This window comes from Alloalcanivorax sp. C16-2, assembly GCF_046507615.1.
Classification (GTDB): Bacteria; Pseudomonadota; Gammaproteobacteria; order Pseudomonadales; family Alcanivoracaceae; genus Alloalcanivorax; species Alloalcanivorax marinus_A.
This window is the reverse complement of the sequence record NZ_JBKFTL010000003.1, coordinates 278419-291090: the sequence shown is the minus strand read 5'-3', so window position 1 is coordinate 291090 and position 12672 is coordinate 278419. Positions and strand designations below refer to the sequence as shown.

The 12672-nt window shown below is 65.4% G+C and carries 12 protein-coding genes and 3 tRNA genes; 4 read left to right on the top strand and 11 right to left on the bottom strand.

The genetic code is table 11. The features are described from left to right. Positions 1 to 16 precede the first annotated feature (16 nt). From clpX to ACLD02_RS14925, 6 genes are all read right to left on the bottom strand, one after another. On the bottom strand, positions 17 to 1297 hold the full coding sequence (clpX, locus tag ACLD02_RS14950) for an ATP-dependent Clp protease ATP-binding subunit ClpX (RefSeq protein ID WP_203099806.1): 1281 nt from the start codon (positions 1295 to 1297) through the stop codon (positions 17 to 19). A gap of 96 nt (positions 1298 to 1393) precedes the next feature. Then, complete coding sequence (gene clpP, locus ACLD02_RS14945; protein WP_203099808.1) at positions 1394 to 2044, bottom strand: ATP-dependent Clp endopeptidase proteolytic subunit ClpP; 651 nt, start codon at positions 2042 to 2044, stop codon at positions 1394 to 1396. 284 nt (positions 2045 to 2328) lie between these two features. Then, the gene (gene tig, locus ACLD02_RS14940; protein WP_410299069.1) at positions 2329 to 3639 is read right to left on the bottom strand and encodes a trigger factor; all 1311 of its coding nucleotides are present in this window, start codon (positions 3637 to 3639) and stop codon (positions 2329 to 2331) included. A gap of 160 nt (positions 3640 to 3799) precedes the next feature. Continuing rightward, positions 3800 to 3875: transfer RNA gene (locus ACLD02_RS14935), tRNA-His, on the bottom strand. A gap of 37 nt (positions 3876 to 3912) precedes the next feature. Next, positions 3913 to 3989: transfer RNA gene (locus tag ACLD02_RS14930), tRNA-Arg, on the bottom strand. Between the two features lie 29 nt (positions 3990 to 4018). After that, positions 4019 to 4095 (bottom strand) — tRNA-Pro (locus ACLD02_RS14925). Between the two features lie 176 nt (positions 4096 to 4271). Between ACLD02_RS14925 and folD the strand changes: the two genes are divergently transcribed. Then, positions 4272 to 5117, top strand: coding sequence for a bifunctional methylenetetrahydrofolate dehydrogenase/methenyltetrahydrofolate cyclohydrolase FolD (gene folD, locus ACLD02_RS14920; protein ID WP_203099811.1), 846 nt, complete (start codon positions 4272 to 4274; stop codon positions 5115 to 5117). Between the two features lie 51 nt (positions 5118 to 5168). Here the strand turns inward: folD and ACLD02_RS14915 are convergent, their stop codons facing one another. The 4 genes from ACLD02_RS14915 to ACLD02_RS14900 are packed head-to-tail and all read right to left on the bottom strand — an operon-like array spanning position 5169 to position 10040. Further along, the gene (locus ACLD02_RS14915) at positions 5169 to 6038 is read right to left on the bottom strand and encodes an efflux RND transporter periplasmic adaptor subunit (RefSeq protein WP_410299068.1); all 870 of its coding nucleotides are present in this window, start codon (positions 6036 to 6038) and stop codon (positions 5169 to 5171) included. Positions 6039 to 6053: 15 nt separating this feature from the next. Then, the gene (locus tag ACLD02_RS14910) at positions 6054 to 6281 is read right to left on the bottom strand and encodes a DUF1656 domain-containing protein (RefSeq protein WP_203099815.1); all 228 of its coding nucleotides are present in this window, start codon (positions 6279 to 6281) and stop codon (positions 6054 to 6056) included. Beyond that, positions 6271 to 8376 carry an FUSC family protein gene (locus tag ACLD02_RS14905; RefSeq protein WP_410299067.1) on the bottom strand — a complete coding sequence of 702 codons (2106 nt, stop codon included), beginning with the start codon at positions 8374 to 8376 and terminating at the stop codon, positions 6271 to 6273. Before ACLD02_RS14905 ends, ACLD02_RS14910 begins: the two co-directional genes overlap by 11 nt. Then, positions 8358 to 10040, bottom strand: a complete 1683-nt coding sequence (locus ACLD02_RS14900) for a glutamine--tRNA ligase/YqeY domain fusion protein (protein WP_203099819.1) — start codon at positions 10038 to 10040, stop codon at positions 8358 to 8360. The genes ACLD02_RS14905 and ACLD02_RS14900 overlap by 19 nt, the downstream gene beginning before the upstream one ends. Positions 10041 to 10125: 85 nt before the next feature. Here ACLD02_RS14900 and ACLD02_RS14895 point away from each other — a divergent pair, with 85 nt between their 5' ends. The 3 genes from ACLD02_RS14895 to ACLD02_RS14885 are packed head-to-tail and all read left to right on the top strand — an operon-like array spanning position 10126 to position 11983. Then, positions 10126 to 10623, top strand: a complete 498-nt coding sequence (locus ACLD02_RS14895) for a peptidylprolyl isomerase (RefSeq protein WP_203099820.1) — start codon at positions 10126 to 10128, stop codon at positions 10621 to 10623. Continuing rightward, the gene (locus tag ACLD02_RS14890; RefSeq protein ID WP_410299066.1) at positions 10620 to 11243 is read left to right on the top strand and encodes a peptidylprolyl isomerase; all 624 of its coding nucleotides are present in this window, start codon (positions 10620 to 10622) and stop codon (positions 11241 to 11243) included. The genes ACLD02_RS14895 and ACLD02_RS14890 overlap by 4 nt, the downstream gene beginning before the upstream one ends. Further along, on the top strand, positions 11240 to 11983 hold the full coding sequence (locus ACLD02_RS14885) for a UDP-2,3-diacylglucosamine diphosphatase (protein ID WP_203099824.1): 744 nt from the start codon (positions 11240 to 11242) through the stop codon (positions 11981 to 11983). Before ACLD02_RS14890 ends, ACLD02_RS14885 begins: the two co-directional genes overlap by 4 nt. 30 nt (positions 11984 to 12013) lie before the next feature. Here the strand turns inward: ACLD02_RS14885 and ACLD02_RS14880 are convergent, their stop codons facing one another. Then, on the bottom strand, positions 12014 to 12616 hold the full coding sequence (locus ACLD02_RS14880; protein ID WP_203099826.1) for a tRNA-(ms[2]io[6]A)-hydroxylase: 603 nt from the start codon (positions 12614 to 12616) through the stop codon (positions 12014 to 12016). Between the last annotated feature and the right edge of the window lie 56 nt (positions 12617 to 12672).

Here is a 12672-nt window from a genome sequence, read left to right as displayed (position 1 = left end):
TTTGTGGGCGCCCGATTCAATCGGGCGCCACTCTGGACGTCTGCTCGCTGTTCTCGTAAATCAGCAACGGTTCCGATTCGCCGTCGATGGTGGCGCTATCGATCACCACCTTGACCACGCCTTCCAGGGACGGTACCTGATACATGGTATCCAGCAGCACCGCTTCCAGAATCGAGCGCAGCCCACGGGCGCCGGATTTGCGTTCCATGGCCTTGCGGGCCACGGCGCGCAAGGCGTCGTCGCGGAAGTCCAGTTCCACGCCTTCCATCTCGAACAGGCGTGTGTATTGTTTGGTGAGCGCGTTGCGCGGTTCGGTGAGAATCTGAACCAACGCGTCCTCGGAGAGTTCCTCCAGGGTGGCGATCACCGGCAGGCGGCCAATGAACTCCGGAATCAGGCCGTACTTGACCAGATCCTCGGGCTCCACGGTGGCCAGCATCTGCCCCACGGTGAGGGCGGTGTCCTTGCTCTTCACCTCGGCGGAGAAACCGATGCCGCCCTTCTCGGAACGGTCCCGGATCACCTTGTCGAGGCCGGCGAACGCGCCGCCGCAGATGAACAGAATGTTGGAAGTGTCCACCTGCAGGAATTCCTGCTGCGGATGCTTGCGGCCGCCCTGGGGCGGCACCGAGGCCACGGTGCCCTCGATCAGCTTCAGCAGCGCCTGTTGCACGCCCTCCCCGCTCACGTCGCGGGTGATGGAGGGGTTGTCTGACTTGCGCGAGATCTTGTCGATCTCGTCGATGTAGACGATGCCGCGCTGGGCCTTGTCCACGTCGTAATCACACTTCTGCAACAGTTTCTGGATAATGTTTTCCACATCCTCGCCCACGTAACCCGCCTCGGTGAGGGTGGTGGCGTCGGCGATGGTGAACGGCACATTGAGCAAACGCGCCAGGGTCTCGGCGAGCAACGTCTTGCCGCTGCCGGTGGGGCCGATCAACAGGATGTTGCTCTTGCCCAGCTCCACGTCCTCGCGGCTGCGCGATTTGGTGCCCAACCGCTTGTAGTGATTGTAGACCGCCACGGACAGTACCCGCTTGGCGCGTTCCTGGCCGATCACGTAGTCATCCAGGGTGGTCTTGATCTCCTGCGGCTTGGGCAGACGTTCGTCGCCGCTGTCGCCGGATTCTTCCTGCACCTCCTCACGGATGATGTCGTTGCACAGATCCACGCACTCGTCGCAGATAAAGACCGACGGGCCCGCGATCAGCTTGCGGACTTCATGCTGGCTTTTGCCGCAGAACGAGCAGTACAGCAGCTTGCCGTCGTCGCCCTTTCCGGTGGTATCGGTCATCGAATCGCCTCAGAACCTGATGTTTCAGTTTGAAGATGCAGGGTGACACCGGCTTTTTCAAGCCCGGCGCACCCCGAGCGCCCCATCGGCCGCGCCTCAGCGACGGCGCAGGACGTCGTCGACCAGACCGTATTCCTTGGCCTGGGTGGCATCCATGAAGTTATCGCGATCGGTATCCCGCTCGATCACCTCCAGGGGCTGGCCGGTGTGCTCGGCCAGCATGCGGTTGAGATCCCCCTTGATCTTGAGGATCTCCTTGGCGTGAATTTCGATATCGGACGCCTGGCCCTGAAAGCCGCCCAGGGGCTGGTGAATCATCACGCGGGCGTTGGGCAGCGCGTACCGCTTGCCCTTGGCGCCGGCGGACAGCAGGAAGGCGCCCATGCTGGCGGCTTGGCCAATACACATGGTGGACACATCCGGCTTGACGAACTGCAGGGTGTCATAGATCGACATGCCGGCGGTCACCGAGCCGCCCGGGCTGTTGATATACAGGTTGATGTCCTTATCCGGGTTCTCGGACTCCAGGAACAGCAATTGGGCAACGATCAGGTTGGCCATGTAGTCCTCGACCTGACCGACCAGGAAGATGACCCGCTCCTTGAGCAGTCGGGAATAAATGTCGAAGGAACGCTCGCCCCGGGAGGTCTGTTCGATCACCACGGGCACCAGGCCCACGTTGGTCGGATCCTGCATCAGGGTCTTCATTTCCGGAGTAACGGAAGTGATCCGGCTCAAATCAATCATCTAGCGCTTCCTTATATCTGGGTTCCCGTGGCGGCCATTCGCCGGCTCTACAGCGGGTATTGGGGCGAGGCGGTCTCGATACAAGGTATCGCCGCGCCTTTCTCCCCGATAGTAAGGGGGGCCCAGTAGGCCGTCCATAAAGGCCGCGCAATATCCGGTTCAACTGCGCAAAACTTGCGCAAATACACCCCATTTGAACGAAAAAACCTCCGAAACGCCGGCTTTTCGGCCTTTCGGAGGTTTGGCTGGGCGCCGCTTACCGGCGCCTGGCGATGGCGGGCGCTTCAGCCCTGCTGGTCGCGGGGCTTGACCGCTTCCTGGTAGGACTGGCTCTTCTCTTCCACCTTGGCGGACTCGAGCACCAGGTCCACGACCTGGTCTTCCAGCACCGCGCCCTCAATTTGTTGCAGTTGCTGCGGGTTGCTGTAGACGAAATTGACCACTTCCTCGGGCTGCTCGTACTGGGAGGCGATCTCTTCCACCCGGGTCTTGACCCGCTCGGCGTCCGCCTGCAGCTCATGCTTGTCGAGGATGGCGCGCATCACCAGGCCCAGGCGCACGGAACGCTCCGCCTGCTCCTTGAACAGCTCCGCGGGCAGCATGGAGGCATCGAACTGCTGGCCGCCACCAAACTGCTGCGCCATCTGCTGGCGCATGCGGTCCACTTCCTGCGCGATCAGCGGCTCCGGCAGGTCGAACTCGTGCTGGCCGGCCAGGCCGTCCATCACCTGCGCCTTGATCTTGCCGGAGACGGCGTTGTTGAGCTCGCGCTCCATGTTCTTGCGCACTTCCGCCTTGAACTTGTCCATGTCGCCGTCTTCGACACCGAACGCCTTCATGAACTCGGCGTCCACTTCCGGCAGTTGCTTGGCTTCCACCTTGTTGCACTTGATCTGGAATACCACCGCCTGGCCCTTCAGTTCCTCGGATTGATAGTCCTCGGGGAAGGTCACGTCGATGTCCTTCTCGTCGCCGGCCTTCATGCCGACGATGCCGTCCTCGAAACCGGGGATCATCTGGCCGGAACCCAGCTCCAGGTCATGGCCCTCGGCGCTGCCGCCCTCGAAGGCTTCACCGTCCTTGAGGCCCTTGAAGTCGATGTTGACGCGATCGCCACTCTCGGCGGCACGGTCCACTTCCTGGTACTCGCCGCGCTGCGCGCGCAGGGTCTCGATCATCTCATCGACATCGGCGTCGGTGACCTCGGCCACCGGCTTCTCCACCTCGATGGCGTCGAAGGGCGCCAGTTCCACTTCCGGGAACACCTCGAAGGTGGCGACGAATTCCAGGTCCTTGCCGGCTTCGTTCTTGGTGGCCTCGAAGCCCGGCATGCCGGCCGGCTGCAGTTTTTCCTGCTCCACCGCTTCCAGGAAGGACTCGCGCATCACGTCGGCGAGCACCTCGTTACGCACGGCGGCACCGAAGCGACGTTTCACTTCCCGCATCGGCACCTTGCCGGGGCGGAAGCCATCCAGACGCACGTTCTTCTGGGCCTCGCGGAGCTTGTTCTCCACGGCGGCATCCACTTTCTCCGCGGGCACACCCACGGTCACGCGCCGTTCCAGACCTGAAGTCGTTTCTACGGAAACCTGCATAACATCCTCTTTGTAAAGACTTTTGGGGCCAGCGGCCGACCCAGGCGGGTCGGGGCCATGCTTTAAAGGGCGGGAATTATAGACAATGCCGGCGCCCCTGCCTACGGGCCGGAACGGCGGCTACAAAAAAGCCTCCGGGGCGACCCGGAGGCTTCGATGTTGGGGTGGCTGATGGGATTTGAACCCACGACCACCGGAGTCACAATCCGGGGCTCTACCAACTGAGCTACAGCCACCACTGAAACCGTTTTTCCGCCTCCACCAGGTCGCCGATGGCACGCCTGGCAGGGCTCGAACCTGCAACCTACGGCTTAGAAGGCCGTTGCTCTATCCAATTGAGCTACAGGCGCTTAACCGATCCCACCGCGATTTCGCCGGCTGGTCGGGGTGGAGGGATTCGAACCCCCGACATCCTGCTCCCAAAGCAGGCGCGCTACCAGGCTGCGCTACACCCCGCGGAGCAGGTCGAGCGAGGCGGCATAATACCCGCGCCCCCCGGGACCGTCAACGACGCCCCGGCGCACGGTGAATCGTTCGCTGGAATATTCGCCAGCTCGGCCGCGCTTTGCCCCGACCCGGCGCCCATGCGAGAATCCGCCCCCTTCCTTGGACCCGACATACAGAGAGACCCCATGAGCGCGCAGATTCTGGACGGCAAGGCGTTGGCACAGCATTTCGAGGACGAGATGCGTGGCCGCGTGGAAGCGCTGAAAGCCAAGGCCGGGGGCCGCACCCCCATTCTCGCCACCATCCTGGTGGGCGCCGACCCGGCCTCCGCCACCTATGTAAGGATGAAGGGCAACGCCTGTCGCCGCGTGGGCATGGACTCCATGGCCGTGGAACTGCCGGAGGACACCACCACCGACCAGTTGCTGGCGCGCATCGACGAGCTCAACAACAACCCGGACGTGCACGGCATTCTGCTGCAGCACCCGGTGCCGGCTCAGATCGACGAGCGCCTGTGTTTCGACGCCATCAGCCTGGGCAAGGACGTGGACGGCGTCACCTGCCTGGGCTTTGGTCGCATGGCCATGGGCGAGGAGGCCTACGGCTGCGCCACACCCAAGGGCATCATGCGCCTGCTGGAGCACTATGAGGTGCCCCTGGAGGGCAAACACGCCGTGGTAGTGGGCCGCAGCGCGATTCTCGGCAAGCCCATGGCGATGATGCTGCTGGAGGCCAATGCCACGGTCACCATCTGCCACAGCCGCACCCGCGACCTGGCCGGCCTGGTGGCCCAGGCGGACATCGTGGTGGGCGCCGTGGGACGGCCGGAATTCATCAAGGCGGACTGGATCAAGGACGGCGCCGTGGTGGTGGACGCCGGTTTCCACCCCCGGAAATGCGGCGACATCGAGCTGGGTCCGCTGATCGACCGCGTGGCGGCCTACACGCCGGTACCCGGCGGTGTCGGTCCGATGACCATCAACACCCTGATCTTCCAGACCCTGGAGGCCGGCGAAAAAGCCTTCTCCTGAGCGTACGGCCAAAACGCCCGCGGAACACGGCAGGAGCGGCTGAAGCCGCTCCTACTTAACTATGGCAACGCTGGCGGTCATACCCGCCACCAGCGTCAGATCCGCCGGCACCTCGCCAAGCTCGATGCGCACCGGGATTCGCTGGGCCAGACGCACCCACTCAAAAGTGGGCGATACCGGCGGCAGGCCCTGATCGGCGCCGGCGGTGGCATTGGGGTTGGCGATGCCCCGGGCGATGCCGGCCACCCTGCCCTCCAGCACCCGGTCGGCGCCCAGCAGCCGTACTCTGGCCCGGTCCCCGGCTGCCAGCCGGTGCACCTGGGTCTCGCGAAAATAAGCCTCCACCCAGAACGAGTCCCCATCCACCAGGCTCAGCACCGGCTCCCCGGCGCGGGCGTAGTCGCCCTGATAGGCCAGCAAATGGGTGACGAACCCGCCCGCCGGCGCACTGACCCGGGCCCGCTCCAGATTCAGCCGTGCCTCCTTGAGCGCGGCCCTGGCGGCGTGCAGATCCGCCCGGGCCACCTCCGCCAGGCGGGTGGCGGACTCCCGTTCCTCCGACGACACCGCCCGGCCCAGCCGCTGACGACGGGCCGCCTCGTCATCGCGCAGGGTCAGTTCCTGGCGGCGGTGCTCCAGCTCCGCCTCCGCCCTTTCCACCGCCAGCCGGTAACGTTCCGGGTCCACCGAAAACAGCGCATCGCCGGGGGCCACCCGACCGTTGTCCGCCACCGCCATGGCGGTGATGCGCCCGGAGACGTCCGGCGCCACCTGGATCACCGCCGCGCGCACCCGGGCATCCCGGGTCCACAGCTGATGCACGTAGTGGAACCACATGAACCAGACGGCGATGGCGGCGACCAACACCAGCGCGCCGGTCATCAGCGGGGCGCGCCAGCGGCCCGGGCCATGTTCAGACATGCGCATGCCCCCTCATCAAGACCCTTCCCACAGTAAAGCACTCCCGAACATAAACAGCGCCAGCGCCACCGCGCACAGCACCAGGAACACACACAGGCCGGCCAGGGCCGGATGCCAGAACCAGCGATAGCCGTCGACCCTTCCGATCAGCCGGTTGACCGGCCAGAACAGCAGCAGCGCCAGCACCAGCACCGGCAACAGGGGCGGCAGCAGCACGCCGCCCAGATCGATTTCATACAACATCCTGGTTCCTCAGGCCCCGCCAGGGCCGATCCGCGGAGCCGGCCAGGAAAAAGCCGGCATAGCGACGGATAATACTGATCTGCAGGCGCAAGCGCACAACCGAGCGCACCAGCCGACGACGCTCACCGGGGTCCAGCTCCGGGCCGTAGGCGCGCTGGCAGCGGCGCAGCACCGTGTCCGCCTGGGCGGTAAGCGCCAGCCAGCGGTCCTCGTCGCCGTCGCGCAGCACCCTTTGGGTGTCGCGGATCAGGCGGGTGATGGCCAGCGTCTCATCACCGGGCAACCCGCGCCGGCAGAGCATGTTCAGATACAGCAGCCCGAGCCCGAGGGTGACCGCCGCCAGAGCCCCGCGCAGCAGGTCGCCGTCCTCCGGGTTGTCCGGATTCAGGTTTGGCAACAGCAGACCGATACGGTCATAGAGCTGGCGTTCCAGACGATGGCGCGGCCAGCGGCGACGGATCGGCCAGCGTCCCAGGGTACGGCAAAGATCCCGACACAGCCGTTGACGGGCCTCGGCGGGGGTGTCGCCGGGCCACACCAGCATGAATGCCAGCACCGCCAGGACCATGCCCATACCCAGAGAGAGGACGTTATTGAAAAGCGGCAGCGCGTCGAAATTCTGCAGCGGCGACAGGTCCAGCAACAGCGGGAAAAAGATCGTCACCGGAATACCGATGCCCGCCGTGGCCGGGCGCGCCATGGCCAGCCCGGCCAGCACATAGACCGGCGCCAGCCAAAGCACCAATTCCGCGAAGCCATCACTGCCAGGCAGCAGTACCAACCGGTACAGCGTGGCCAGCGCCGCCGCCAGGGCCGCCCCTTTGATAAAGCCGCGCACCGCCGCCAGTGGATTGTCGCGGGTGGCGAACAGCGCGCAGATCACCCCCACCTGGATCGCCACACCGGCGCCCTGGGGCGAGGCGCTCCAGTACCAGAACGCCAGGGCGCCACTCAACGCCAGGGCGGCGCGCACGCCGTTGCGCCAGGCCTGGGACGGGTCCAGATGGGGCCGCGAGGTGCCGCCGCGCCACTGCACCAGCGGCGCCCGGTCGGTGAGCATGGCGAACAGCGCCACGCTGGAGCGCAGCCGGTCGCACAGCTCGGCGCTGTGCTCCAACGCCAGTTGCAGGGAATAGAAGCGCTCGTCGTTGTTGTCACGCTGGCCGCCACGCAGTTCCCGCGCCAGGGTCCGGGCGCGCACGTACAGGCCATGCAGCGTGTCGCGCAGGGCCTCCGGCGGCGCCTCCGGATCAAGGGCGGCAATGTCCGCCAGCAGCGCGGTGACGAGGGGATGGTGGTGCCGTTGCGCGTAGCGGTTCACGTAGGCGTGCAGCGGCCCCACCGAGGAGATCATCGCCAGCATCTCATGGCCCAGGCGGCGGCACAGGCCGGCGCGGTTGCGCAGTCGCGGGGAATCGAACAGGGCGTGTTCGCGCAGGTTCTCCAGCGCCATGCCGTCGGCGATCAGGGCCTGCCGGCGGGCCCGCAATTGATCCCGGTCCAACTCACCGGCGGCGGTATCGGCCACCAGCCGGATCAGTGCGATCAACTGCGCGCGGCTGCTCTGCAGGTAAGCGCCTCCGGCGGAGCGCGGCCACACCAACACGCTGAGCAGGCTGACACAGACGATGCCCAGGCCGATCTCGGTAACCCGGGCCACCGCCAGGGAAAACGTCTGGTCCGGGGTCATTACCGCCGGCACACCGACGATCAGGGCGCTGTAACCGGCCAGCACGAAGGCGTAGGCGCGGAAATTACGCAGCAGGCTGGCGCAGAAGGTGCACACCCCGAGCCACAGCACCAGCGCCACGAAGAACAGCGTTGGCTGGGGATTGAGCCAGCCCACCAGGCCCACCGCCACCAGGGCCCCACCCAGAGTCCCCAGCAGGCGATAAAGCCCCTTGGCCACGGCCATGCCACCCAGGGGCTGGGCGACAATATAAACCGTCATCAGGGACCACTTGGGCTCATCCAGCCCCAGGGACAGGGCGATGTACAGCGCCGTCATGCCGGCGGCGAAGGTGCGCAGACTGAACCGCCACTCCCGCGCCCCGGCCTGACGGACGAAGGCGGGGATCAGGCTTCCCGGGGCCAAGATTCCCGCAAGCCCACGGTGCGGTTGAACACCAGGCCGTCCGCGTTGCTATCGCGATCCACGCAGAAATAACCTTCGCGCTCGAACTGGTAGCGGGTCTCCGCCGGCACGCCATCCAGGCGCGGCTCCACCACGCAACCTTCCAGCACCCGCAGGGACTCCGGGTTGAGGTGATCGAGGAAGGATTCACCCTCCGCCACCCGGGCCGGATTGGCCACCTGGAACAGGCGGTCGTACAGGCGCACCTTGCAGGGCAGGCCGTGGCGGGCGCTGACCCAGTGGATCACGCCGCGCATCTTGCCCTGCCCTTCGTCGTTCTCCGGATTCTTGCCGAGGGTGTCCGGATCATAGCTGCAGCGTACCTCGACGATCCCGCCGGCGTCGTCGCGCACCACCGATTCGGCGCGTACCACATAGCCATAGCGCAGCCGCACCCGGTCGCCAAGCACCAGCCGCTTGTATTTCTTGTTGGCCTCCTCGCGGAAGTCCTCGCGATCGATGTACACCTCCCGGGTCAGGGGCATCTCGCGATGTCCCATGGCCTCGTTCTGGGGATGCAGCGGCGCCTGCAGCCACTCCTCCTGGTCCTCCGGCCAGTTTTCGATCACCAGCTTGAGCGGGTTGAGCACGCAGAAGGCCCGCGGTGCGTGCTGGTTGAGATCGTCACGCACCGTCTCCTCCAGCACGCTCATGTCGATCACCGAATCGGCGCGGCTGACCCCCAGGTTCTCGCAGAAGTTGCGGATCGCCGCCGGTGTGTAGCCGCGCCGGCGCAGACCGCTGAGCGTGGGCATGCGCGGGTCGTCCCAGCCGTCCACGTGGCCTTCGTCCACCAGCAGCTTGAGGCGGCGCTTGCTGGTGACGGTGAAGTTCAGGTTGAGCCGGGCGAATTCGTACTGGCGCGGCCGCGCCGGCACATCCACGTTCTCGATCAGCCAGTCGTACAGCGGACGGTGGTCCTCGAACTCCAGGGTACAAAGACTGTGGGTAATGCCTTCTATGGCGTCCGACAGCGGATGGGTGAAGTCGTACATCGGGTAGATCACCCACTTGTCACCGGTCTGGTGGTGCGCCTTCTTGCGTATCCGGTAGAGAATCGGGTCGCGCAGATTCAGGTTCGGGCTGCCCATGTCGATGCGGGCCCGGAGCACCGCCTCGCCCTCGTCGAACTCGCCGGCGCGCATGCGCGCGAACAATGCCCGATTTTCTTCCACGGACCGGTCCCGGTAGGGGCTGTCCTGACCGGGGGTGGTGAAATTGCCGCGCATTTCGGCGATTTTCTCCGGCGATTGGGTGTCCACATAGGCCAGCCCCTTATCGATCAGTTGCAGGGCGTAATCGTGCAACTGGTCGAAATAGCCGCTGGCGAAGCGCACCGGCCCGGTCCACTCGAAACCCAGCCACTCCACGTCCCGCTGGATGGACTGGATGTACTCGTCCTCTTCCTTCTCCGGGTTGGTATCGTCGAAGCGCAGGTGGCAGGCACCGCCGTAGCTTTCGGCGATGCCGAAATTCAGGCAGATGGACTTGGCGTGACCGATATGCAAATAACCGTTGGGTTCCGGTGGGAACCGGGTCACTACACGGCCATCGTTTTTTCCTTCGGCCAGGTCACGATCGATGATCTGTCTGATAAAATTGCTGGGCGCTTTTGCTTCACTCATTGAGCCGCCTGCGGCTGAAATACGGGGTGCGCTAGTGTACAGTGCGCCCCCCTACAGTCAAAGACTCCCAGGACCCGGAGACCCCATGAAAGTGCTGTTGACCACCACCTACGGAAAGATCCTGCTGGAACTGGACGCCGAACGCGCCCCGGCCACCACCGAGAACTTCATTCAATACGTCAAGGACGGCCACTACGACGGCACCGTTTTCCACCGCGTGATCAGCAATTTCATGATCCAGGGGGGCGGCTTCACCCCGGACATGAGCCAGAAGCCGACCCGCGAACCGATCGAGAACGAAGCCGGCAACGGGCTCTCCAACGAGGCGGGCACCATCGCCATGGCGCGCACCAGCGACCCGCACTCCGCCACCGCCCAGTTCTTCATCAACGTCGCCGACAACCACTTCCTGGACCAGGCCCGCTCCCCGGACGGCTGGGGTTACGCCGTGTTCGGCCGGGTGGTGGAAGGCATGGAAACGGTCAACCGCATCAAGGCCGTGGACACCGGCAATAAAGGGTTCCACCAGGACGTGCCCCGGGAGGACGTGCTGATCGAATCCGCCGAGGTGCTGGAAGAATGAAGGCGCGCGCCCTGCTCGCCGCCCTGCTGCTGCTTCCGGGCCTGACCCTGGCCGCCAACCCGCGGGTGGAGCTGACCACCAGCCAGGGCGACATCGTGCTGGAACTGTACCCGAAGGCGGCGCCGGAGACGGTGGCCAACTTTCTGCGTTACGTGGACGACGGCTTCTATGAGGGCACCGTGTTCCACCGGGTGATCAACGGCTTCATGATCCAGGGCGGCGGCTTCGACGCCGACCTCAAGCAGAAGGACACCCGGGCACCGATCCACAATGAAGCGGACAGCGGCCTGCGTAACGAACGCGGCACCATCGCCATGGCACGCACCGGCGACCCGCATTCCGCCACCGCCCAGTTCTTCATCAACCTGGTCCGCAACCGCAGCCTGGACCACACCGGCAAAACACCCCGTGGCTGGGGCTACGCGGTGTTCGGCAAGGTAGTGGACGGCATGGACACGGTGGAACGCATCGCCACGGTAGCCACTGGCAGCGGCCAGATCGCCGGTGGCCCCCGGGTCCGGGACGTGCCGCGCACCCCGGTGGTGATCGAGAAGGCCCGCCGCCTGAACACCGACAATGACGACGCCAACCCCCAGCAAGACGACAACGCCGAGCAATGACTTACAGCCTGCTGATCTCCGACCTGCACCTGGACCCGGAACGCCCGGCCCACCTGGCGGAACTGGAGCGCCTGCTGGCCGGGCAGGCGGGCCATGCCGAGCGCCTCTATGTGCTCGGCGACCTGTTCGAGGCATGGATTGGCGACGATGACGACAGCGCCTTCAACCGCCAGGCCATCGCCGCCTTCCGCGCCTTCGCCGACGCCGGCTCCGAGCTGTTCTTCATGCATGGCAACCGGGACTTCCTGCTCGGCGAGCGCTTCGCCGCCGACTGTGGCGGCACCCTGCTCGACGAGGGCACGGTGGTGGACCTGCACGGCACCCGGGCGCTGCTGATGCACGGCGACAGCCTGTGCACCGAGGACCAGGCCTACCAGCAGTTCCGCGCCATGGCCCGCAACCCCCAGTGGCAGCAAATGATGCTCGCCAAGCCCCTGGAAGAACGCCGCGCCCTGGCCCAGGGCATGCGCATGCAGAGCAAGAGCAACAACGCCAACAAGGCCGAGAACATCATGGACGTGACACCCTCCGAGGTGGCGCGGGTGATGAACGAGGCCGGCGTCACCGAGCTGATCCACGGCCACACCCACCGCCCGGCGGTGCACGACGTGGACCTGGGCGACGGCGCCCGCGGTCGCCGCTGGGTGCTCGGCGACTGGGGCAGGCTGGCCTGGTGGATCGTCGCCGACGGCGACGGCCTCCGGCTGGAAAGCTGGGAGATCAGCGCCCCCACTGAGTGAGGGATCGCGGTCGGACGACCGCGACCCTGACTACGCCGGGACGCCGGAATGAAACCGGAACGCCTCGTCCGGTTCCTCGATCAGCGCTCTCTCCTTCTCCTTGAAGAACACCAGACGCTCATCAATGGGACCGTCCGCGTAGAGACGGGCCAGGCGCAGATAATCCTCGAAATGGCGGGATTCGCTTTTCAGCAGGTAACGGTAATAGCGACCCAGTTCCGCATCCACATGGGGCGCCAGGGCGGCGAACCGTTCGCAGGAGCGCGCCTCGATCAGCGCGCCGATGATCAGGGTATCCACCAGCCGGCCCGGTTCCGAGGTACGCGCATGGCGGCGCAGGCCCTGAGCGTAACGCGACGGTGACAGATGATCATAGGTGACACCGCGCTCGCGCATCATGCCCACCACCTGCTCGAAATGCAGCAGCTCCTCGCGGGCCAGTTGGCTCAGGTTGTCCAGCAATTCCGGACGGTCCACGTAGCGAAACATCAGGTTCAAAGCCGTGGACGCCGCCTTCTTCTCGCAGTGGGCATGGTCGATCAACAGGATATCCGGGTGCGCCAACGCCCAGCCAATCCAGGCGTCCGGCGTCGGGCACGGCAGGAAGTCGCGCAGCGGGGTTATGTCGGTCATGGCCACCTCGAGAAAGACGGCGCCATTCTACAAGCCCGCCGGCACAAAACCAGCCC

Excerpts from the sequence above, each read along its gene's own strand:
- ACLD02_RS14885 (WP_203099824.1), top strand. The coding sequence starts at position 11,240 with ATGACTTACAGCCTGCTGATCTCCGACCTGCACCTGGACCCGGAACGC.
- ACLD02_RS14900 (WP_203099819.1), bottom strand. The coding sequence starts at position 10,040 with ATGAGTGAAGCAAAAGCGCCCAGCAATTTTATCAGACAGATCATCGAT.
- tig (WP_410299069.1), bottom strand. The coding sequence starts at position 3,639 with ATGCAGGTTTCCGTAGAAACGACTTCAGGTCTGGAACGGCGCGTGACC.
- ACLD02_RS14895 (WP_203099820.1), top strand. The coding sequence starts at position 10,126 with ATGAAAGTGCTGTTGACCACCACCTACGGAAAGATCCTGCTGGAACTG.
- clpP (WP_203099808.1), bottom strand. The coding sequence starts at position 2,044 with ATGATTGATTTGAGCCGGATCACTTCCGTTACTCCGGAAATGAAGACC.
- clpX (WP_203099806.1), bottom strand. The coding sequence starts at position 1,297 with ATGACCGATACCACCGGAAAGGGCGACGACGGCAAGCTGCTGTACTGC.
- folD (WP_203099811.1), top strand. The coding sequence starts at position 4,272 with ATGAGCGCGCAGATTCTGGACGGCAAGGCGTTGGCACAGCATTTCGAG.
- ACLD02_RS14890 (WP_410299066.1), top strand. The coding sequence starts at position 10,620 with ATGAAGGCGCGCGCCCTGCTCGCCGCCCTGCTGCTGCTTCCGGGCCTG.
- ACLD02_RS14915 (WP_410299068.1), bottom strand. The coding sequence starts at position 6,038 with ATGTCTGAACATGGCCCGGGCCGCTGGCGCGCCCCGCTGATGACCGGC.
- ACLD02_RS14910 (WP_203099815.1), bottom strand. The coding sequence starts at position 6,281 with ATGTTGTATGAAATCGATCTGGGCGGCGTGCTGCTGCCGCCCCTGTTG.
- ACLD02_RS14880 (WP_203099826.1), bottom strand. The coding sequence starts at position 12,616 with ATGACCGACATAACCCCGCTGCGCGACTTCCTGCCGTGCCCGACGCCG.